This window comes from Streptomyces plumbidurans (genome assembly GCF_019857225.1).
GTDB classification, from domain to species: Bacteria; Actinomycetota; Actinomycetes; order Streptomycetales; family Streptomycetaceae; genus Streptomyces; species Streptomyces plumbidurans.
In genome coordinates, this window is sequence record NZ_JAFJSY010000098.1 from 11,928 (window position 1) to 34,008 (window position 22,081).

Annotated in this window: 19 protein-coding genes; 15 read left to right on the top strand and 4 right to left on the bottom strand. The window is 71.4% G+C overall.

Features of this window, described 5'->3' with window-relative positions:
• Window positions 1–92 precede the first annotated feature (92 nt).
• Window positions 93–1,577, bottom strand: coding sequence for a S1C family serine protease (locus tag JYK17_RS36140; RefSeq protein ID WP_108010289.1), 1,485 nt, complete (start codon window positions 1,575–1,577; stop codon window positions 93–95).
• Window positions 1,578–1,834: 257 nt separating this feature from the next.
• Between JYK17_RS36140 and JYK17_RS36145 the strand changes: the two genes are divergently transcribed.
• The 3 genes from JYK17_RS36145 (at window position 1,835) to JYK17_RS36155 (ending at window position 4,943) form a co-directional block, all read left to right on the top strand.
• On the top strand, window positions 1,835–2,662 hold the full coding sequence (locus JYK17_RS36145) for a glycerophosphodiester phosphodiesterase (RefSeq protein ID WP_108010291.1): 828 nt from the start codon (window positions 1,835–1,837) through the stop codon (window positions 2,660–2,662).
• Window positions 2,663–2,916: 254 nt separating this feature from the next.
• On the top strand, window positions 2,917–3,477 hold the full coding sequence (locus tag JYK17_RS36150) for an ATP-binding protein (protein ID WP_372465371.1): 561 nt from the start codon (window positions 2,917–2,919) through the stop codon (window positions 3,475–3,477).
• A gap of 479 nt (window positions 3,478–3,956) precedes the next feature.
• Entirely contained in the window at window positions 3,957–4,943 is a 987-nt protein-coding gene (locus JYK17_RS36155; protein WP_108010293.1) for a DUF5926 family protein, read from the top strand.
• Window positions 4,944–5,186: 243 nt separating this feature from the next.
• Here JYK17_RS36155 and JYK17_RS36160 read toward each other — a convergent pair whose 3' ends face one another.
• Both JYK17_RS36160 and JYK17_RS36165 read right to left on the bottom strand, forming a co-directional pair.
• Window positions 5,187–5,747 (bottom strand): hypothetical protein, encoded by a 561-nt coding sequence (locus JYK17_RS36160; protein ID WP_108010295.1) that lies wholly within the window; start codon window positions 5,745–5,747, stop codon window positions 5,187–5,189.
• 56 nt (window positions 5,748–5,803) lie between these two features.
• On the bottom strand, window positions 5,804–6,469 hold the full coding sequence (locus JYK17_RS36165) for a bifunctional DNA primase/polymerase (protein WP_108010298.1): 666 nt from the start codon (window positions 6,467–6,469) through the stop codon (window positions 5,804–5,806).
• A 565-nt stretch (window positions 6,470–7,034) separates the two neighbouring features.
• On the opposite strand from JYK17_RS36165, the gene JYK17_RS36170 reads away from it, so the two are divergent.
• From JYK17_RS36170 to pdxR, 3 genes are all read left to right on the top strand, one after another.
• A complete protein-coding gene (locus JYK17_RS36170; protein WP_222812045.1) occupies window positions 7,035–8,483 on the top strand; it encodes a PP2C family protein-serine/threonine phosphatase in 1,449 nt (482 codons plus the stop codon).
• A gap of 120 nt (window positions 8,484–8,603) precedes the next feature.
• Entirely contained in the window at window positions 8,604–10,061 is a 1,458-nt protein-coding gene (locus JYK17_RS36175; RefSeq protein ID WP_222812046.1) for an aminopeptidase P family protein, read from the top strand.
• A gap of 97 nt (window positions 10,062–10,158) precedes the next feature.
• On the top strand, window positions 10,159–11,526 hold the full coding sequence (gene pdxR / locus JYK17_RS36180; protein WP_128802375.1) for a MocR-like pyridoxine biosynthesis transcription factor PdxR: 1,368 nt from the start codon (window positions 10,159–10,161) through the stop codon (window positions 11,524–11,526).
• Window positions 11,527–11,580: 54 nt separating this feature from the next.
• On the opposite strand, the gene JYK17_RS36185 is transcribed toward pdxR, so the two are convergent.
• On the bottom strand, window positions 11,581–12,027 hold the full coding sequence (locus JYK17_RS36185; RefSeq protein WP_222812047.1) for an ATP-binding protein: 447 nt from the start codon (window positions 12,025–12,027) through the stop codon (window positions 11,581–11,583).
• Between the two features lie 224 nt (window positions 12,028–12,251).
• On the opposite strand from JYK17_RS36185, the gene JYK17_RS36190 reads away from it, so the two are divergent.
• The 9 genes from JYK17_RS36190 to JYK17_RS36230 all read left to right on the top strand — a co-directional run.
• The gene (locus JYK17_RS36190; protein WP_222812048.1) at window positions 12,252–13,139 is read left to right on the top strand and encodes a hypothetical protein; all 888 of its coding nucleotides are present in this window, start codon (window positions 12,252–12,254) and stop codon (window positions 13,137–13,139) included.
• A gap of 141 nt (window positions 13,140–13,280) precedes the next feature.
• Entirely contained in the window at window positions 13,281–14,015 is a 735-nt protein-coding gene (locus JYK17_RS36195) for a YcnI family copper-binding membrane protein (protein ID WP_128802378.1), read from the top strand.
• Between the two features lie 100 nt (window positions 14,016–14,115).
• Complete coding sequence (locus JYK17_RS36200; RefSeq protein ID WP_108010308.1) at window positions 14,116–14,769, top strand: SCO family protein; 654 nt, start codon at window positions 14,116–14,118, stop codon at window positions 14,767–14,769.
• Entirely contained in the window at window positions 14,766–15,224 is a 459-nt protein-coding gene (locus tag JYK17_RS36205) for a copper chaperone PCu(A)C (RefSeq protein ID WP_108010310.1), read from the top strand. The genes JYK17_RS36200 and JYK17_RS36205 overlap by 4 nt, the downstream gene beginning before the upstream one ends.
• Before the next feature lie 13 nt (window positions 15,225–15,237).
• Window positions 15,238–17,205, top strand: a complete 1,968-nt coding sequence (locus tag JYK17_RS36210) for a copper resistance CopC/CopD family protein (RefSeq protein WP_222812049.1) — start codon at window positions 15,238–15,240, stop codon at window positions 17,203–17,205.
• Between the two features lie 8 nt (window positions 17,206–17,213).
• On the top strand, window positions 17,214–18,545 hold the full coding sequence (efeB, locus tag JYK17_RS36215) for an iron uptake transporter deferrochelatase/peroxidase subunit (RefSeq protein WP_222812050.1): 1,332 nt from the start codon (window positions 17,214–17,216) through the stop codon (window positions 18,543–18,545).
• 80 nt (window positions 18,546–18,625) lie between these two features.
• Window positions 18,626–19,558, top strand: a complete 933-nt coding sequence (gene pheA, locus JYK17_RS36220; protein ID WP_108010316.1) for a prephenate dehydratase — start codon at window positions 18,626–18,628, stop codon at window positions 19,556–19,558.
• Window positions 19,559–20,115: 557 nt separating this feature from the next.
• Window positions 20,116–21,393: a serine--tRNA ligase gene (gene serS / locus JYK17_RS36225; RefSeq protein WP_108010318.1), complete on the top strand. Its 1,278-nt coding sequence runs from the start codon at window positions 20,116–20,118 to the stop codon at window positions 21,391–21,393.
• Window positions 21,390–22,081: HAD family hydrolase (locus JYK17_RS36230; RefSeq protein WP_222812051.1), on the top strand; the 692-nt coding region annotated here is incomplete at its 3' end. The genes serS and JYK17_RS36230, both read left to right, overlap by 4 nt.

Genomic DNA, 22,081 nt, shown 5'->3' on the forward strand with positions numbered 1-22,081 from the left:
GACAGCGCGGGGACAAGAGTAACGGGTTGGCACGCGCGCGCGGAGGGTGGATGGTGCGGACCCGGGGAGGTACGCGCGCGTGGGTCGGTGGGTCAGCTGTCGCCCGAGCGGGAGCCCAGGGTGAGCTGGACGGTGTGGGTCTTGCCGTCCCGCTGGTAGGTGATCGTGACCTGGTCGCCGGGCTTGTGGGTCCAGATCTCGCCGATCAGGGTGGGCCCGGAGTCGATCACATGGTCGTCCAGCTTGGTGATGACGTCACCGGGCTTGAGGCCGGCCTTGGCGGCGGGACCGCCCGCCTCGACGGCGTCGGAGCCGCTGGCGCCCTGCTCGGTGATCTTCGCGCCGTTGCTGGAGTCCTCCAGGGAGACGGACGCGCCGATCTTGGCGTACACCGGCTTGCCGGTCTTGATCAGCTGCTGGGCGACGTACTTGGCCTGGTTGATCGGGATGGCGAAGCCGAGGCCGATCGAACCGGACTGGCTGGTCCCGCCGAGCCCGCCGCTGCCGGTGGACTGGATCGCGGAGTTGATGCCGATGACGTTGCCCGAGGCGTCCAGGAGCGGGCCGCCGGAGTTGCCGGGGTTTATCGAGGCGTCGGTCTGCAGGGCGCTCATGTACGAGGCGTTGCTGCCGGTACCGTCGCTGGAGGCCACCGGGCGGTCCTTCGCGCTGATGATGCCCGTCGTCACCGTGTTGGACAGGCCGAAGGGGGCGCCGATGGCGATCGTGGAGTCGCCCACCGCGACCTTGTCGGAGTTGCCGAGGGCGAGCGGCTTGAGGTCGGACGGCGGGTTCTTGAGCTTGATGACCGCTACGTCGTAGCCCTGGGCGTGGCCGACCACCTCGGCGTCGTACTTCTTGCCGTTCGGGAACGTGGCCGACAGCTTGCCGCCGTCGAGCGCGTCCGCGACGACGTGGTTGTTGGTGACGATGTGGCCCTGGGTGTCGAAGACGAACCCGGTGCCGGTGCCGCCCTCGCCGCTGGTGGACTCCGCCTGGATGGTGACGGTGCTGGGCAGCGACTTCGCGGCCACGTTCGCCACCGTGCCGGGGTCGCGCTTGAGGGAGCCGCCGCCGTCGGAGGCGGAGACCGTCGTGGAGCCGGTGCTGTCGTCGTTGTTCTTCGCCAGCGTGTAGCCGAGGCCGCCGCCCAGGCCGCCGGCGACCAGCGCGGCCACCAGGATCGCGGCGACGAGCCCGCCGCGGCCGGACTTCGGCGCGGGCTGCTGGTAGCTGCTGCCCCAGCCGGAGCCGGAGCCGCCGGAACCGGCGTCGCCGTAGGAGGGCGTGGCGGGCGGCGGGGGCGGCCAGGCGGCGTCCGGGGCCGAGCCCTGGGGGCCGGCCGGGCCGTGGCCCTGGGGGTCCTGCGCACCGGACGACGCGTAGGCAGGCGCATGACCCGCGGGCACCAGCTCCTGCTCCTGCGCGCCGGGGGCGCTCGGGGGCACCGGCGGGAGCGGCGCCGTCGGGGCGCTCCCCCGGGAGGCGTCAGGTGCCGAGGGAGCGGGAGCGTCCACCGGCACGGGGGGTGCGGACGGGGCCGGGGGTACCGCGGTGCCCTCGTTCTCGGTGCTCACAGCTTCTCTCCTCGGTCCACGGCTGTTGTTCTCGGTCGCACTCGGTCACGCTCGTTCACGTTGTTCGACGGTCCGGCGCGATGCAGCTGTGCATGTTCTTTTGTATGCCGTCAGCTTTTCCCATGAGCCGTCAGGTCGCCATAAGCGGTGCCTGTGGGTCCAAGGGCACTCTTTATATAGGCCATGACGGGCAAAAGGGGCGCAATCCATGCTCCTCCGATCGCACGACTACCCAGCTGCGGTGGCACCATGACGCGGTGACCCCCGCACGGCAGCACCGGATCCAAGTCGTCGCCCACCGTGGAGCCTCCGAAGAGGCCCCCGAGCACACCCTGGCCGCGTACAAGAAGGCCATCGAGGACGGCGCAGACGCCCTCGAGTGCGATGTCCGCCTGACGGCGGACGGTCATCTTGTCTGCGTCCACGACCGCCGGGTCAACCGTACGTCCAACGGGCGGGGCGCGGTGTCCGCCCTGGAGCTGGCCGACCTCGCCGCGCTGGACTTCAGCTCGCGCCGGACGCGGGAGCTGTGGCGGGCCCGCGACGAGGAGCCCGACTGGGAGTTCCTGCCCGGGGACCGCCAGGACACCTCCGTACTGACGCTGGAACGGCTGCTGGAGCTGGTCGCGGACGCGGGGCGGCCGGTGCAGCTGGCGATCGAGACCAAGCACCCCACCCGATGGGCCGGACAGGTGGAGGAACGGCTGCTGGTGCTGCTGAAGCGGTTCGGCCTGGACGCCCCGGCCGCCCCCGGGGACTCTCCCGTCCGCGTGATGAGTTTCTCGGCACGGTCGCTGCACCGCGTGCGGGACGCCTCGCCGACGCTGCCCACGGTCTACCTGCTGCAGTTCGTCTCGCCCCGGCTGCGCGACGGACGGCTGCCTGCGGGTGTCCGGATCGCGGGTCCTTCCATCCGGATCGCGCGCAATCACCCCGCGTACATCGAGCGGTTGAAGCGGGCCGGGCACCAGGTGCATGTGTGGACGGTGAACGAACCCGAGGACGTGGATCTCTGCGTCGAGCTGGGCGTCGACGCCATCATCACCAACCGGCCACGGGCCGTTCTGGATCAGCTGGACGGCTGATCCCCTTTCTTCACGCTATGAAGTCACTTCACTGGTAAAGACCTGTGAAGAACCCTTGACCCATACACCCCTTCGGCACCATCCTCCAGAGTCGGTCACAGTCGAAATTCGGCCATATGGCTACAGGGAGTGCTCCGGCGCGTTCGTTCCGTGTCCGGTCGTTGCGAATGCGTCACTGAACGTGCAGTGGCCGGTTTCCGGTCCAGGCCGTTGGGGCATCCACACCGTGGCGTGGGGCAAAGGAGGTCTCGGGGGTGGCGTTGGTGGTGGCACAGGAGGTGCCCGCGTCGTCGAGCATGGCCGTACCCCATGGCCCGGCGGGCGTGGGACAGGCGAGACACCGTATGCGCGAGCAACTGCGCACGGGCGGTGTGTCGGACGCGGTCATCGACGACGCCGTACTGATTCTGTCCGAGCTCTTGAGCAACGCGTGCAAGCACGGCCGGCCCCTGGGTGACGCCCTCTCCGGTGACGGGGACGTCCTGGCGGCCTGGCGCGTGGACCGCGGCGGCCGGCTCACGGTGGAGGTCACGGACGGCGGCGGACCCACCCGCCCTGCTCCGTCCACCCCCTCGGTCACCGCACACGGCGGCCGCGGGCTGAACATCATCACCGCCCTCGCCGACGACTGGGGCGTCAGGGACGAGGCCCGCGGCGAGGTCACCGTATGGGTCGTGGTGCAGGCCGACGACCATGGACGCGCCCCCCGATGCAGCCGCGACGACTTCCCTACGCGCGTCACCACCCCGTCGGCGCCGAGGATCCCGCCCATGCCGGACCTGGACTTCGCGGACGCGTTCGACGACCTGGACTGAGGGGGGTCGCTGCGCGGCGAGCCGGATCTAACGGCTGCGCCCGGGAGATCGCTGCGCGGCGGGCGGGACCGAACGGCTGCGCCCGGCAACCTGACCTGAGCGGTCGGGTCCGCGACGGGCTGCATCGAACGGCCGCATCCGGCGACCAGCCCGAGCGGTCCCGTCCGTGGCGGCCGGGAGCGAGCGGCGCCGACCCGGCGACCGTGAGTGGACAGCCCCCGACGGTCCGGAACGAACGGCCGCACCCGGCGACCCGGCCCGAGGAAATCACCTCCCGACCGCCACGGACCGACCGGCCGCACCCGGCAACCCAACCCGACCGGTCCGGTCCCGTCCCATCCGTAGCAGCCCGGAGCGAGCGGCGCCGCCCCCCACCGTGAGTGAACAACCCCGCCCCACCCCCGGGGTTTCCGTGGGGCCGGGTGGGAACGGCTAGGCTCCCGGCGTACCAGACGAGCCGTGATCGGGAGACGCCCACGATGGCCAAGAAGCGACCTCAGACGAAGGCCAAGCCGCAGCGCACGGACGGGGCCCGCGCCGTGGGCGCCGGTGGGGAGGTTCCGGTCGTCGGCGCGCGCGAGCCCTGCCCCTGCGGCAGCGGACGGCGCTACAAGGCCTGTCACGGACGGGCCGCCGCACATGCCGCGACCGAGCTGGTGCACCGCCCCTTCGATGGGCTCGCGGGCGAGGGCGACTGGGTGGCGCTGCGCGAGCTGGTGCCGGCCGCCACGGTCGAGCTGAACCTGAAGGGCGGTCTGCCCGAGGGCGTGCCGTCCGTGACGCTGGCGACGGTGCTGCCGATGGCCTGGCCGGCCCTGCGCCGCGACGACGGCTCGGTGCTGCTGGGCCTGCAGAACGACACGGCGTCCGGCGACATCAGCCGTGACCTGGCCGACAACCTCCAGCGCGCGCTGGTCGCCGAGCCCGGCACGCCGGTCGAGGGCCGCCGCGCACCGGCCGGTGGTCCGCGGCTGCAGGATCTGCTCGACCCCGAAGGCGCGTTCGAGCCAGTTGTGCACAGCGGCTTCGAGTTCTGGGTGCCGGACTCCGAGAACGCCACGCCGGAGGTGACCGCCTCCCTGGAGCGGGCCAACGCCGCGGCCATCCCGACCGCCAAGCTCACGGGCGTGGACGCCGCCTACTGGTGCGAGACGCCCGACAAGAACCACCTGCGCTGGGTCATGCCGCACCCGGAGGAGCAGCTTCTGGACGCTCTCGCGCGGCTGCACGCGGCGGGCCGCTCCGGCCTCGGCGAGGGCACCCGTCTCGTGGGCTCCTTCCGCGCTCACGGGCTCACCGTGCCGGTGTGGGACCTGCCGAGCGGGGTCGGCGCCGAGGACATCGAGAAGCCGGCGGCCGAGTTCGCCGAGCGCCTCGCGACCGCCCTCGCCTCGGACGCACCGCTGAGCCCCGACGAGCGCCGCGCCCGGGGCGGCCTCACCAACCGCCAGGTCACGCTGAGTTGACAGTAGTGACGGGACCGGATCCGGCTGACCGACCGATCAGCCGTATCCGGTCGGCCGGAATGGGTGACTCCGCTCACAAGTCCCGTTCGGCACAAGCAAATACGTGACTGGAAAGACCGGATCGAATTTGCGAACCGCCGATCTCTTGTTACCGTTCGAGTAGTCCGGTTGCTGGTGCATCCCCCGTCGCCAGCAACCGGACCTTTTTCTGTCCGGGTGCTCTTTACGGAATGCAACCCTCCGTCAACTGCCGGTAGACGCACCGGAGTTGCTGCCGGAACGCAGCAGCAGCGGCGCATTCCCCGGACCCGACGCGAACTCCGCGACGGCCGTGTAGGCGTTCGGTGCGCGTCGGTTGTGCTCCCGGGGCGTCTCGCACATTCCCGGCTCGTCGTCGGCGCCCACGCGGCACTTCATCTGCACCGTGCGCCCGCCCGGCCCCATCAGGCTCAGTACGGAGTCCAGCGCCCCGCCCGTCACATTGCGGTAGTAGGTGCGCGCCCAGGTGTCCTCGCCCTGCGTGAGCACACAGGTCTGCGCCTCGATGCCGTCGGGGGAGGTGAGTTCGGGGCCGCAGCGCACGGCGGTGGCCAGGCCCAGGCCGAGCAGCCGGGACGGTCCAAAGAGGGCGGCGGAGGGTGCCTTGGCGTCCACGTCGCGCGGAGAGGACCGTACCGTTTCGCGCGCGGGGGCACGGACGACGGTGCGGTCCTCGTCGCCCGGCGGTCCCGCGGACGCCACGGCCAGCGGCAGCGCGATCGCGCACGCCACGACGCCCGCGAGGGCGACCAGACGGAGGTTCATACTGCGGAAGATAGCCACCGCACGGGGGCGCGCAGCACCGTGCGCGCCCGACACCCCTACAACTCGGGTGCGCTCACACCCGTACGAGTGAGGACCTCGACCGCGACGTCCACCACGGCCTCGACGTCGGGGACCCAGGGGGAGGCGGAGCCGGGCAGTGGTGCGCGCTCCCAGTGGATGTCGCCCTCGCCGGTCACGGAGGGGGGCAGCGCGAGATAGCCGCCCTCGCCGTGGAAGCGCAGGGAGCCGGGGACGAAGTCCTTGGCGTAGAGCAGCTCGCCCAACTGCTCCATGCCGTACGGCTTCACGAGGATCGCCCAGCGGCTCGGCGAGGCGACGACCGGGCCGATGCGCATGCCCACGCGGTCGAGCGCGGTCAGGGCGTGCGCGGCGTCGAGGGCCGGCAGGCTCACGGCGCAGGGGGCCTTGCCGCCGGTGGCCAGGATGATCGGCGCGGCCGGGCGGTTGCCCCACCACCAGCGCACCATGCGGGCGTCGGTGGTGGCCGCGAGGAGGCCGGGGTCGAAGGGGTGCGCGCCGGGCACCGTGCACTCGGCGTCGGGGCAGCCGCAGCGGGAACGCCCCTGCGGGTCCGCCGCCACACCCGGGAGTACGGGCCACTGATATTCCGTCGCGAAGGTCAGGGCCGCGCTGATCAACTCAGGCCTTCCGTCGCTGCGCTTGGACAGGAGCCTGCGTCGCCTTTTGAGGATCTCGCGCATGAGCGCTCGTTCCTTTCCGTTGCACCGCTGGCAACACCGTGGGCCACATCACACCATGTGTCGATCACTTCACTGTGCGTACCTGTTGGCGCATCACACCCCTGCCCCGGGCAAGGGGAACCCCTATGGGCCGAACATTGACTGCGTCCGCGGCATCCTCGACTGCTCCGCCCATACTGCTTCCATCAAAAGCATGGGCGTGGCGCGGGGGTGGCGAAGTCTGGCGTTTTGCCGTCCCGTGTATTTCTCTTCGCCTCTGCCACGGGAGGATGGGGCTCGGTCGTCGGTGGATAGGACGCCCGGAGCGGGAACCAGGTTCCGGGTGGCTGTCAACCACCCCTGGCCTTCACCGAGTACGTACCCATCGCGACCGCTGTGACGCTCTGTGGAGCAAACCCAGTCGACCGCAATAGACCGTAACCCGAGTCAGTTTTAAGCCAAATTTGCTTTTACGCAAGGAGGTCACTGGTTGCCCATGGACACCAGGAATCCCAGCAGGACAATGCTGGACATCCCCTAACGAGTGCGTGTACATGTGGAGACACTGCTAGCGACGCAGAATGACATGGGGGTTTGCGATGCTTTTGAGCAGTACGCACCGGTCGGAAAGCCGGACGACATGAACGCCCCTCACCCTTCGAAAGTGGCTGGAATCGATTCAACGGTTCCCTCGCCCGCACACACTGTCGCGCCCGCGTCCGCCGGCTCGGGTACCGCCCCGGTCCCCCCACCGCACCCACCAGGGGCCCTGCTCACCGACCGCCTCGCCGGCTGGGTCTCGGACCTCACCACGCTCCATGAACTCACCGAGCGCCTGACCGGCACGGACGTACTCGCGGACGCGCTGACGGAGGTGCTGCGCGCGGGCGCCGCCCTGGTGGGCGCCCGGCGCGGACTCGTCGTCCTGGAGCCGCGCGACGGACTCGGACCGGAGACGACGATCGGCCTCGGCCTCGCCCGCGCCGACCTCGGACACATCGAGACCGTGCCGCGCAGCGCCATGTCCTACGGCCGCATCCTCGACGGACTGCCGGGCGGGGACGGGGAGATCGCCGAGCCGGACCTGTTCGCCGAGGACGGCCTCGACCCCCGCCACCGCGAGGTGGCCGCCCGCCTCGGCTACGCCGCCTGCTACGCGCTGCCCCTGGTCGCCAAGGGCGCGGGCCGCCTCGGCGCGGCCGTGTGGCTGTACGACGAGCCGGCCGAACCCGTGGAGCGCCAGCGCCATCTGGTCGGGCTCTACGCGCGCTACGCCGGCGAGCACCTGGCCCGGCTGGTGGAGCTGGAGCGCACGCGCACGTCCATGGCGACGATGTCGGAGGAGCTGCTGCCGTCCCGGCTCCCCCGCGTGCCCGGCGTGCAGCTCGCCGCCCGGCACCGCACCGGCCCGCGCGGCGGCGGCGACTGGTTCGACGCGCTGCCGCTGCCCGACGCCGCACTGGGCCTCGCGGTGGGGTCGGTGACGGGCTCGGGACCGAGCGCGGTCGCCGCGATGGGGCGGCTGCGGGCATCCCTGCGGGCGTACGCCGTGATGGAGGGCGAGGACCCGGTCGCCGTGCTGTCCGATCTCGAACTGCTGCTGCGGCTGACCGAGCCCGCCCGCTCCGCCACCGCCCTGTTCGCCTACTGCGAACCCGCGCTGCGCAAGATCACGCTGGCCGGTGCCGGGCACTGCCCGCCGCTGCTGGTCGGCGAGCGGCGCACCGAGTTCGTGGAGACGTCCGTCTCCGCGCCGCTCGGCATGCTCGCCTGCTGGGAGGCGCCGAGCGTGGAGATGCAGGCGGAGCGCGGCGAGACCGTGCTGCTCTACACCGACGGGCTGCTGCACCGCACCGGCGACCCCACCGACCGCGCCTTCGCCCGGCTGCACGCGGCGGCTGCCGGTGTGCCCAGGGCGCTGCGGGGCGACCCGGACGCGATCGCCGACCATGTGCTGCACACGGTGCTGCCGGACGGGCGGGACGAGGCCGACGGCGAGGAGGACGTCGTCCTGCTGGCGGCGCGCTTCGAGTGAGCCGGGGCGCGTGCCCGGTGCGCGCGCCGCTGCCACCGGTAACAGGTCCTTCGCCTCTTGGACCCCTTCCGCACGACCGTACGATGGAGGGGGTCCAGTGCCGTATCGAGGAGGATGACCGTGGCAGACGAGCTCACGCCGGCGACCCCGGAAGAGAGCGAAGAGCCGATCAAGCAGCGCAAGAACGGCCTGTACCCGGGCGTTTCCGACGAGCTGGCCGAGAACATGAAGTCGGGCTGGGCCGACACGGAGCTGCACGACCTGGAGCCGATCGCCCAGGCCGCCGAGACGGCCGCGCGCCGCGCGGCGCTCTCCGCGCGCTTCCCCGGCGAGCGTCTGGTGATCCCCGCGGGCGGCCTCAAGACCCGCTCGAACGACACGGAGTACGCCTTCCGGGCCTCGGTCGAGTACGCCTACCTCACCGGCAACCAGACCGAGGACGGCGTCCTCGTCCTGGAGCCCACGGCGACCGGCCACGACGCGACGATCTACCTCCTGCCCCGCTCCGACCGGGACAACGGCGAGTTCTGGCTCTCCGGCCAGGGCGAGCTGTGGGTGGGCCGCAGGCACTCCCTCACCGAGGCCGAGAAGCTCTACGGCATCCCCGCCTCCGACGTCCGCGAACTGCCCGACGCGCTGCGCGAGGCCACCGGCCCGGTGCGGGTCGTGCGCGGCTACGACGCCGCGATCGAGGCGGCCCTGACCGACAAGGTCACCGGCGAGCGCGACGAGGAGCTGCGGGTCTTCCTCTCCGAGGCGCGGCTGGTCAAGGACGAGTTCGAGATCGGCGAGCTGCAGAAGGCGGTCGACTCGACCGTGCGCGGCTTCGAGGACGTCGTGAAGGTCCTCGACAAGGCCGAGGCGACCTCCGAGCGCTACATCGAGGGCACGTTCTTCCTCCGCGCCCGCGTCGAGGGCAACGACGTCGGCTACGGCACGATCGCCGCCGCCGGCCCGCACGCCTGCACCCTGCACTGGGTGCGCAACGACGGACCGGTGCGCTCCGGCGACCTGCTGCTCCTTGACGCGGGCGTCGAGACGCACACGTACTACACCGCCGACGTCACGCGCACGCTGCCGGTCAACGGCCGCTTCGGCGAGATCCAGAAGAAGATCTACGACGCCGTGTACGACGCCCAGGAGGCCGGCATCGCGGCCGTCAGGCCGGGCGCCAAGTACCGCGACTTCCACGACGCCGCGCAGCGGGTGCTCGCCGAGCGGCTCGTCGAGTGGGGTCTGGTCGAGGGACCGGTGGAGCGGGTGCTGGAGCTCGGGCTGCAGCGCCGGTGGACGCTGCACGGCACCGGCCACATGCTCGGTCTGGACGTGCACGACTGCGCCGCCGCGCGCGTGGAGAGCTACGTCGACGGCACGCTGGAGCCGGGGATGTGCCTCACCGTCGAGCCGGGCCTGTACTTCCAGGCCGACGACCTGACGGTGCCCGAGGAGTACCGCGGCATCGGGGTCCGGATCGAGGACGACATCCTGGTGACCGAGGACGGCAACCGGAACCTGTCGGCGGGACTGCCGCGGCGCTCCGACGAGGTCGAGTCCTGGATGGCGTCCCTGAAGGGCTGATGGAACACGTACGGCCGGGCACCCGAGAGGTGCCCGGCCCTTCGCGTGCCCGCGGCGCCGGGACGATCCGCAAGACATGCCCTGGGGGAGGGGATTCGTGAACGACTTCTGGTCCGGTGTCGGTGTCGATCTTCATCTGGAGCCGGACGCCGCCGACGGACGGCGCATCGGGCTGGAGCGGGCGCTGCGGGACGCCGTACGCGACGGGCGGCTCGCGCCCGGGACCCGCCTGCCGGCGACCCGGCGGCTGGCCGAGGAACTCGGCATCTCCCGGGGCACCGCCAAGGCGGCCTACGACCAGCTGGTCGCCGAGGGCTACCTGACCGCCCGGCAGGGCTCGGGCACCCGGGTCGCCTCGCTGCCCTCCCTCGACGCCGAGGCACCGGAGGCGGCGGCACGCGCGCGTACCCCGCGTTTCGATCTCCGCCCCGGAAGCCCGGACGTCGGGGCGTTCCCGGCGGCGGCCTGGCTGCGGGCGCTGCGCCGGGCCATCGCCACGGCGCCGCTGCTGGCGTACGACTACGGCGATCCGCGCGGCCGGATCGAGCTGCGCACCGCGCTGTCGGGGTATCTGGGGCGGGCCCGGGGCGTCATCGCGCCGCCCGAGCGGATCGTGATCACCTCGGGGTATGTGCAGGGGCTCGCGCTGCTCACCCGGGTGCTGGACGGCGAGACGATCGCCATGGAGGACCCGGGGCTGCCTTTCCACCGGGAGGTGGTGCGGCACAACGGCGGCACGGTGGTGCCCGTACGCGTCGACGAACGGGGCGCGTGCGCGCAGGAGCTGGGGGACTGCCGGGCGGTGGTGGTGACGCCCGCGCATCAGTACCCGACCGGCGTGACGCTGCACCCCGAACGGCGACGCGCGCTCACGGACTGGGCACGCGCGCGTGACGGGCTGATCGTCGAGGACGACTACGACGGGGAGTTCCGCTACGACCGCCAGCCCGTCGGCGCGCTCCAGGGGATGGCGCCGGGGCGGGTCGTCTATCTGGGCACCGCCTCGAAGACGCTGGGGCCCGCGCTGCGGCTCGGCTGGATGGTGCTGCCGCCGCACCTGGTCGACGCGGTCGCCGACGCCAAGCTGCACAGCGATCACCACACCGAGTCCATCGGTCAGTTGGCGCTCGCCGAACTCATCGACAGCCACGCCTACGACCGCCATGTGCGCGCCTGCCGGCTGCGCTACCGCAGACGCCGGGACCAGCTGCTCGGCCTGCTCGGCGGCCGGACCGAGGTGCGCGGGATCGCCGCCGGGCTGCACGCGCTCGTGGAGGTCGCCGACGAGGAGGAGGTGCTGAAGCGGGCCGAGGCCGAAGGGCTGGCCGTGGGGCACCTGGGCGACCACTGGCACACGCCCGCCCCGGGACGCCCGCAGGGGCTCGTCGTCGGCTACGGGACACCTCGGGAGCGGGCGTATCCGCAGGCGCTGGAGGTGCTGGGGAAGGTGCTGGAGAACGGCTGAGAAAGCCGGTCCGTCACTCGGGCCGGGCCCCTGCCCGCGAACCGGTCCGGCTTCTCACACGGCCATCAGGGGCGCGTCCTCGCGCCACTTGAGGATCTTGTCGAAGCTCACCACCGTGCCCTCACGGCCCGGCTTGTTGCCGATGTGGACGTGGTCGGCGAGTTCGCGGATCAGGAACAGGCCCCGCCCGTGCTCGGCGTCCGTGCGGACGGGGCGGGGCGCCGGGGCGGGGCCGAACCCCGGTCCGGAGTCGGTGACTTCGATGCGGCACTTCTCGCCGTCGAGATAGGCGGTGACCCGGTACGCCTCCGAGGACGCGCCCTGGACGGTGCCCCCGCCGTGCTCGACGGCGTTCGCACAGGCCTCGCTGAGGGCCACGGAGAGGTCGTAGGAGATGTCGGGGTCGACGCCCGCCGTCTCCATCGTGCCGAGCAGCAGCCGTCTGGCGAGCGGAACGCTCGCGGCTTCCCGCCGCAAGTGGAGTGACCACCAGATGCTCATGCTCCAGCCTCCAGCCAGCGGCTCGACATACCGTTACGTATTGCCGCGCGTACCCCGTTGTAAGCACAGAGTTGACGTGATGCAGCCCATATGGGCGATGCGTCCGGAACGTAATCGGTGTATGTGCGGGCGGCCCCGGTCAGAGGGCGACCTTCCGGCCCGTACCCGAACCTTGCGGACCTGCCGTACGGCGCCCCTGGGGCCAGTGCGATGATGAGCCCGCCATGTCTGCCCCCCACCCGCGCTCGGCGCGCTCCGGAAACGATCTCCGGATTTTCAGGGCCGCGGTGTTCGCCGTGGTCTGCGTCGTGCTGGCCGCGGCAGGGCACACCCTCGCCTCCTGCGCCACGGTGCCGCTGTGGACGCTGGGCGCGGGGTTCCTCGGGACACTCCTCGTCACGGCACCCCTCGCCGGACGCGCGCGCTCGCTGCCGGGCATCGCGGCCCTGCTCGCGGCCGGACAGACCGCGCTGCACACGCTGTTCGGACTGGCGCAGCACGCCAGTTCCGGCATGGGCTCGATGTCGTCGATGAAGTCGATGGCATCCATGACATCCATGACATCCATGTCGTCCATGTCGTCGATGCAGTCGATGTCCGACGCCTCCGTGGTGGAGCGGGCGGCGCGGCTGGTGTGCGGGACCACGGCAGCGGCGATCAGCCCCGCCCAGGCCCGCAGGATTCTCGCCGACGCCCGGCTGTCCCCGGAGACGGCCATGGACATGGGCTCCGCGCACCATCCGGCGGACGCCCTGTCCACCGCCGGTTCCGTCACCTCGCTGCTGCCGTCCCTGCCGATGCTGCTCGGTCACGTCCTCGCGGCGATCGCCGCGGGCTGGCTGCTGCGCCGCGGCGACCTGGCCCTGCTGCGGCTCGCGGAACTGTCCACGCTGTCGGCGCACATGGTCGCCGAAGGGGCCTTCGTACGCTCCCTGCGCGGGGCGCTCGCGCTGGTGCGCGCGCTGCGTGCCGGGCTCCCCGGGCTGCCCGAGACGGATCCGGCTCCGCCGCGCACCGCGCTGCTTCCGCCCCGCAAGCCCCGTACCACCGCACTCCAGCACTCGGTGATCAGACGCGGCCCGCCGGCCGCCGTGCTCGCTCTCGCCGCCTGACGCGACGCGAACCGCCACTCTGCCGGGACCGGGAGAGGGGCCGCCGTCGCGCGGCACACGCGCGTGCCCGCACCCCGCGTCACGCGCCCCTCGTCACCGAACCTCACTCGGAATCTCACTCGAAGTGGAGTGCACCCGTTCATGAAGGCATCCCGTCTCGCCGTCACCGGCGCCCTTGCCGCCTCGGCCGTCGTCGTCCTGTCCTCGCCCGCCTTCGCGCACGTCACCGTGCAGCCCGAGGGCACCGCGGCCAAGGGCGGTTACGCCGTCATCGACTTCAAGGTCCCCAACGAGCGCGACAAGGCCTCGACCACCAAGCTCGAGGTCAGCTTCCCGACCGACCACCCGCTGGCGTCCGCCATGCCGGAGCCGATCGACGGCTGGGACATCAAGGTCACCAAGTCCAAGCTGGCCAAGCCGATCGAGATGCACGGCGAGAAGATCGACGAGGCCGTTTCCAAGATCACCTGGACGGCGAAGAGCGGCGGCGTCGAGCCCGGCTTCTTCCAGAAGTTCCCGGTCTCCGTCGGCACCCTGCCCGAGGACACCGACCAACTCGCCTTCAAGGCGCTGCAGACGTACTCGAACAAGGAGGTCGTCCGCTGGATCGAGGTCCAGCAGAAGGGCCAGGCGGAGCCCGAGAACCCGGCCCCGGTGCTGACCCTGTCCGCCGCCGAGGACGACGCCGCGCACGGCTCCACCGCCAACGACGCCTCCGACAACGCCAAGGACACCCAGAACACGGCCGCCGACACCTCCGCCGACAGCGACAGCAGCGACACCACCGCGCGCGTGCTGGGCATCGTCGGCATCGTCGTCGGCGCGCTGGGCGTGGCGTACGGCGTGCTCGCCGGCCGCCGCCGCAGCGACGCCTGACCCGTCCGTCCACCCACCCCACTTCTCGGGACGCCCCCGTGTCCCCGGCCCGCCGGTCGTGCGGCCGGGGTGCGGGGGGCGTCCCCCGGGAGAATGCAGTATGCGCAAGAAGACGTTCGCCGCGGCCGCGCTGCTCGCCGCCGCCTGCCTGACCCTCTCCGCGTGCGGCAGCGGTGACGACGGCAAGTCACCCGTCGCCGCGGTCTCCGAGGACACCTCGCAGAAGGCCGCGACCATCCTCGACAAGCCCTTCGAGAAGCCGGACCTCGTGCTGACCGACACCCAGGGCAAGAAGTACGACTTCCGCAAGGAGACGGCGGGCCGGCCGACGCTGATCTACTTCGGCTACACCCACTGCCCCGACATCTGCCCGCTGACGATGAACAACCTCGCCGTCGCCAAGAAGCAGCTGCCCAAGTCCGAGCAGGACAAGCTGCGGGTCGTGTTCGTCACCACCGATCCGGGCCGCGACACCCCCACTGAACTGGGCAAGTGGCTCAAGGGCATCGACCCCCAGTTCGTGGGCCTGACCGGCGACTTCGCCACCATCCAGGCCGGCGCCCGCACCCTCGGCATCTCCATCGAGCCGACCCACAAGGACAAGAAGACGGGCAAGACCGTCTCGGTGCACGGCACCCAGGTCATCGCGTTCTCGCCGAAGACGAACGGCGGCTACGTCCTCTACGGCGAGGACGCCACCGTCGACGACTACACCAAGGACCTCCCCAAGATCGTCAAGGGGGAGAACCCGTGAGGCACCTCGTCGCGCCGGCGGCGCTGATAGCCGGCGCGCTCGCCCTGACGGCCTGCGGCGGCTCCGGTGACTCCGGCGACACGAAGGCCGACCTGTCCGTCAGCTCCTCCTACATGCCCCAGCCGGTCTCCGACATGGCCGCGGGCTTCCTCACCATCGCCAACAACGGCGGCGGCAAGGACGAACTGACCTCCGTCACCAGTGACGCCGCGGGCAGCGTGACGGTCCACCGGACCGTCGGGCAGTCCATGGAGGAGGTCAAGTCGCTGGCCATCCCCGCGCACGGCCGGCTCGAGTTCCAGAGCGGCGGCAACCACCTGATGTTCGAGAACCTGAAGCGGAAGCCGAAGCAGGGCCAGAAGGTGAGCGTGGAACTCCACTTCGCCGAGTCCGGCCCGATCAGGGTTGAGATGCCGGTGAAGTCCGCCACGTACAACCCCGCGAACGGACACTGAGGGAGGGATCACCGTGACGCAGACCACCACCCCCCGCCGTATGCGGATCCTGGTGCTGCTGTGCCTGACCGTCATCGGCGTGCTCCTCGCCGGTGCCGGACCGGCGTCCGCGCACGCCGCGCTGACCGGCAGCGACCCCGCGCAGGGGGTGGTGGTCGACACGGCGCCCAGCCAGGTCACGCTCACCTTCTCCGAGAAGGTCGCCACCTCAGACGACTCGCTGCGCGTGCTCGACCCCAAGGGCAAGCGCGTCGACGCCGGCAACCCGGCCAACGTCAGCGGCACCTCGTACGCCGTGAAGCTGAAGGGCGGCCTGTCCGACGGCACGTACACGGTGTCCTGGCAGGTCGTGTCGGCGGACAGCCATCCGGTCGCGGGCGCCTTCACCTTCTCCATCGGCGCCCCGTCCTCCACCTCGGTCAAGGCGGTCGGCCAGGAGGTCGGCGGCGGCGTGGTGGGCTGGCTGTACGGCTTCGGACGCTATATGTCGTACGCCGGCTTCATCGTGATGGTGGGCGGCGCCGCCTTCGTGCTGGCCTGCTGGCAACGCGGTTCGGGGGTACGTCCGCTGCAGCGGCTCGTGGTCTCCGGCTGGCTGTCGCTGACCGCAGCGACCCTTCTGCTGCTGCTCCTGCGCGGCTCCTACACCAGCACCGGCAAGGTCGGCGACATCTTCGACCTGGGGCTGCTGGGGCAAGTGCTGCAGACCAAGACCGGGGCGGCGCTGGTGTCCCGGCTGCTGCTGCTCGCCGCCGCGGCACTGTTCATCGCGGTGCTCTTCGGCGCCTACGACAAGCGTGAGGACGAGGAGAAGCGCGATCTGACCTTCGGGCTCGCGATCGGCGGGTTCGTCGTGTCCGCAGGTCTCGCGGCGAGCTGGGCGATGGCCGAGCACGCCTCGACCGGGCTGCAGCCCGGGATCGCGATGCCGGTCGACGTCGTCCACCTGCTGGCGGTCGCGGCCTGGCTGGGCGGGCTGTGCGCGCTCCTGGTCGCGCTGTACCGATCGGACACCCCCGTCGAGACGGCCGCGGTACGGCGCTTCTCCCAGGTCGCCTTCTGCAGCGTGCTCGCGCTGGTGGCGACCGGCATCTACCAGTCGTGGCGTCAGCTCGGCTCCTGGTCGGCGTTCACCGACACGTCGTACGGGCAGCTGCTGCTGGTCAAGATCGGGCTGGTGGCGCTGCTGGTGGGCATCGCGTTCTTCTCCCGGCGGTGGACGGCGCGGCTGGCGGACACGGCGCCCGCGGAGGTACGCCCGCGGGAGAAGGCGCGCGTCAGCGCGAGTACCTCGACGGCCGACGCCAGGACCGGCGCCCGGAAGACGACCTCCGGCGGCGGGAAGAACACGGCCGACGGCAGCTCCAAGGCGTCCGGCGACCCCGAGCGCGCCGCCCAACTCGCCCGCCAGCGGGCCGCCGTGGACATCGCGCGGCAGAAGCGGCAGCGGGACGCCGACCCCCACCGTTTCGGGCTACGGCGCTCCGTGCTCGCCGAGGCGGGCGTCGCCGTGGCGCTGCTCGCCGTCACCACGGTGCTGACGCAGACCGAGCCGGGCCGTACGGCACAGCAGGCCGAGGCGGCCGCCTCGTCGTCGGCCGCGTCCTCCTCGGCCGACTCCTCCTCCGATGCGTCGTCCGGCGCGCTGACGCTGACCATGCCGTTCGACACGGGCGGCAGCGACGGCAAGGGCGTGGTGTCGGTGGACGTCGACCCCGCGCGCGTGGGCGGCAACGAGATGCACGTCTACGTCACCCGGCCCAACGGGCGCGCCTTCGACGTCCCCGAGGTGAAGCTCGCCTTCACCCTGGAGGCCAAGAAGATCGGGCCGCTGCCGGTCACGCCCGACCGCATCACCACCGGACACTGGTCGGCCAAGAACGTGCAGATCCCGATGGCCGGCGACTGGAAGGTCGCCGTGACCGTGCGGACCTCCGACATCGACCAGGTGACCGTCTCCAAGAACGCGCAGATCGGCTGAACCGCACCATGGCTGAACGATCCATTCCGGAGGCCCGCACCACTGCGGGCACGGGCACGGGCACGGGCAAGGGCAAGGGCACAGACACGGGCGCAGGCGCCGCGAGCGGGGCTCCTTCCGCGCAAGGCGTCTCGCGGCGTGCCCTGCTCGGCACCGCCGGTGCCACCGGGCTCGTGCTCGGCGCGGCGGGCGGCGCCGTGGGGTACGCGGCCGCGCCCTCCGGGGCCACCCCGCTGACCTCCGTCGGCGCCACGAAAGCGATGTTTCACGGGAAACATCAACCCGGCATCACCGAGGGCCTCCAGACCGCGGGCCATCTCGTCGCCTTCGACCTGGCGGCGGGCGCGGGCCGCAAGGAGGCCGCCGCCCTGCTGCGCCGCTGGTCGGCGACGGCCGAGCGGCTGATGGCGGGCGAACCCCTGGCGCACGACGACACCGACGTGGCGCGCGACGCCGGGCCGTCGTCGCTGACGATCACCTTCGGCTTCGGGCACAGCTTCTTCTCCCGCACCGGCCTGGACGAGCAGCGCCCCGTCTCGCTGGACCCGCTGCCCGACTTCTCCTCCGACCATCTCGACAAGTCCCGCAGCAACGGCGACCTGTGGGTGCAGATCGGGGCCGACGACGCTTTGGTGGCCTTCCACGCGCTGCGCGCGATCCAGAAGGACGCGGGCAGCGCCGCGCGGCTCCGCTGGCAGATGAACGGCTTCAACCGCACGCCGGGCGCCACGGCGCACCCCATGACGGCCCGCAACCTCATGGGCCAGATCGACGGCACCCGCAACCCGAAGCCGTCCGACGCCGACTTCGACCGGCGCATCTTCGTGCCCGCGTCCGGCTCGAACGACCCGTCCTGGATGAGATACGGCTCCTACGCCGTCGTACGCCGCATCCGCATGCTCCTCGACGACTGGGAGAAGCTGAGCCTGCACGCGCAGGAGAACGTCATCGGGCGCAGGAAGTCCGACGGGGCGCCGCTGTCGGGCGGCACCGAGAAGACCCCGATGGACCTGGACAAGACCGACGCCAAGGGCGAGTACGTCGTCCCGGTCAACGCCCACGCCCGCATCACGCGCCCCGACCAGAACGGCGGTGCGGCGATCCTGCGGCGCCCGTTCTCCTTCTACGACGGCGTCGACGCCGACGGGGTGCCCGACGCCGGGCTGCTGTTCGTCTGCTGGCAGGCCGATCCGCTGCGCGGCTTCGTCCCCCTGCAGCGCAAGCTCGACCGCGGGGACGCCCTGTCGAAGTACATCCGGCACGAGGCGAGCGGACTGTTCGCGGTGCCGGGCGGTGCGGCGAAGGGGGAGTACGTGGGGCAGCGGCTGCTGGAGGGGTGAGCCGCGCGCCGGTTCACCCGCCGCGGGGGCACATGCGGGACACGTGAGCCGTGTCCCCGTAGGCCCATTAGGGTGAGGACATGCCAGCGAGCTACGCGTATCTCGGTCCCGAGGGCACCTTCACCGAAGCCGCCCTGCGCACGCTTCCCGAGGCGGCCACCCGGGAGCTGATCCCCTACGTCTCCGTGCAGTCCGCCCTGGACGCGGTGCGCGTCGGCGAGGCCGAGGCCGCGTTCGTGCCGATCGAGAACTCCGTCGAGGGCGGCATCACGACCACGCTCGACGAACTGGTCGCGGGCGCCCCGCTGATGATCTACCGCGAGGTGCTGCTGTCGATCACCTTCGCGCTGCTGGTCAGGCCGGGCACGAAGCTGTCGGACATCAAGACGGTCTCCGCCCATCCGGCCGCCCAGCCGCAGGTGCGCAACTGGCTCAGGAACAACCTCCCGGACGCCCACTGGGAGTCGGCCGCCTCGAACGCGGACGCCGCCCGGCTGGTCCAGGAGGGCCAGTACGACGCCGCGTTCGCGGGCGAGTTCGCCGCCGCGCTGTACGGCCTGGAGGCGCTGGAGACCGGCATCCACGACGCCGAGAACGCGCAGACCCGCTTCGTGCTGGTCGGTCGGCCCGCCCGGCCCGCGGCGCCGACCGGCGCGGACAAGACCTCCGTCGTGCTGTGGCAGCGCGACGACCACCCCGGTGGACTGCGCGATCTGCTGGGTGAGTTCGCCACCCGCGGCATCAACCTGATGCTGCTGCAGTCCCGGCCCACCGGCGCGGGCATCGGCAACTACTGCTTCTGCATCGACGCGGAGGGTCACATCTCCGACCGCCGGGTGGCCGAGGCACTGATGGGGCTCAAGCGGATCTGTCTGGAGGTGCGCTACCTCGGTTCGTACCCGCGTGCGGACATCGGGGTCGACGACGTGAGCGCCCCGCGGCGGGGGACGTCCGACCAGGAGTTCGTGTCGGCGGCCGACTGGGTGGCGCGCTGCCAGGACGGGCGCTTCTAGCGATCCTGCCCATCGGTCCGCCCGGCCAGTCCTACCTGCACATTTTCGTTGTCCACAGGAGTTATCCACAGGCGAGGTTGCCGACCTGGGGACAAGTCGACACCGCAGTGCCATTGGGTCGACAAATCGGTCTGAGGCCCTCCCCGGTGTCCACCGGCTCGCATGTCACCGTTCGTCCACCCGTTTCCTTTAGGCAATCCTTTGGGGCGACCCCTTTCCACTCGAAAGTAGTGGTAAGTGGTGGTTTGCTCGGCGAATCCGCACGGTGACGCCCCGGTTTCGGAGTGATCAATTCCGAAATCCACAGATCCTCCGCACACCCTGTGGATAACTCATCGGAGGGTGTGGATCGCTGTGGACAACCGACCGCCCAAGTCCCGTTCCCCCCAAGGGAATACGGTCAACCCCACGCCCCGAGGCCTACCCGTTCCAGGGAGCGGGGCACCTTTTTGTTGACACTGCGCGCATTTCCGTCATAACGGAACGTAGGCCGCAATTATTCACCGCGCGGAATAGTGAGTCGTGGGCCCCGCCCCCGCACCGGTAGCCTTGACCGCGTGATTGACCTTCGTCTGCTCCGTGAGGACCCCGACCGTGTGCGCGCGTCCCAGCGCGCCCGTGGAGAGGACGTCGCGCTCGTCGACGCTCTCCTGTCTGCCGACGAGCGGCGCAGGTCGTCCGGCGTCCGCTTCGACGAGCTGCGCAGCGAACAGAAGTCGCTCGGCAAGCTCATCCCCAAGGCCTCCGCCGACGAGAAGGCCGAGCTGCTGAAGAGGGCGAGCCAGCTGGCCGCCGACGTCAAGGCGGCCGACGCCGAGCAGCACGAGGCCGACGAGGAGACCACGCGCCTGGCCCTCCAGCTCGGCAACCTCGTGCACCCCGACGTGCCCGTGGGCGGCGAGGAGGACTTCGTCGTCCTGGAGACGCACGGCACCATCCGCGACTTCGGCGCCGAGGGCTTCGAGCCCAAGGACCACCTGGAGCTCGGCGAGGCGCTCGGCGCCATCGACGTCGAGCGCGGCGCCAAGGTGTCCGGCTCCCGCTTCTACTACCTCACCGGCGTCGGCGCCCTGCTGGAGCTGGCCCTGGTCAACGCGGCGATCGCCCAGGCCACCGAGGCCGGCTTCACCCCGATGCTCACTCCCGCGCTGGTCCGCCCGCGCGCGATGGAGGGCACCGGCTTCCTCGGCCAGGCCGCGGAGAACGTGTACCACCTGGAGAAGGACGACTACTACCTGGTCGGCACCTCCGAGGTCCCCCTCGCCGCGTACCACATGGACGAGATCCTCGACGCCGACCAGCTGCCGCTGCGCTACGCCGGCTTCTCGCCCTGCTTCCGCCGCGAGGCCGGCACCTACGGCAAGGACACCCGCGGCATCTTCCGCGTGCACCAGTTCGACAAGGTCGAGATGTTCTCCTACGTCGCCCCCGAGGACGCGGAGAACGAGCACAAGCGGCTCCTGGAGTGGGAGAAGCAGTGGCTGACCGGCCTGGAGCTGCCGTTCCAGGTGATCGACGTGGCCTCCGGCGACCTCGGCGCGTCGGCGTCCCGCAAGTACGACTGCGAGGCGTGGATCCCGACCCAGGGCAAGTACCGCGAGCTGACCTCGGCCTCCAACTGCGACAGCTTCCAGGCCCGCCGGCTGTCGGTGCGGCTGCGCGACGGCAAGAAGGTGCAGCCGCTGGCGACGCTCAACGGCACGCTGTGCGCCGTACCGCGCACGATCGTGGCGATCCTGGAGAACCACCAGCTGGCCGACGGCTCCGTCCGCGTCCCCGAGGTGCTGCGCCCGTACCTGGGCGGCCGAGAGGTCCTGGAACCGGTCGCCAAGTGAGCGGCACGTCCGGACCCGAGGGCTTCCCGTACAGGCTGATCGCGACCGACCTCGACGGAACGCTCCTGCGTTCCGACGAGTCGGTCTCTCAGCGCACCCGTGACGCGCTCGCCGCGGCCACCGGGGCGGGCGCGGCGCACATCGTCGTCACCGGCCGCGCGGTCCCCTGGACCCGGCACATCCTCGACGACCTCGGCTACGAGGGCCTCGCGGTGTGCGGCCAGGGCGCGCAGGTCTACGACGCCGGGGCGCACCGCCTGCTGACGTCCGTGACGCTGGACCGGCAGCTGGCGGGTGTGGCGCTGGCCAAGATCGAGGCGGAGGTCGGCCCGCTGCATCTGGCGGCGAGCCGGGACGGGCTGGACGGCGAGGTGCTGGTCGGCCCGGGCTACGCGGTCACCGGCAGGCTTCCGGCCACGCCCTTCACGGACGCCTCCGACCTCTGGGCGGCCCCGCTGAACAAGATCTACATACAGCATCCCCGGCTGACGGACGACGAGCTCGCGGAGGCGTCCCGGCGGGCCGCGGGCGGCTTCGTCACGGTGGCGATGGCGGGCGAGGGAATCGTCGAACTGCTGCCGCTGGGTCTGTCGAAGGCGACGGGTCTCTCGCTCGCGGCCAGGCGGCTCGGCCTGAAGGCCGCCGACACGATCGCCTTCGGCGACATGCCCAACGACATCCCGATGTT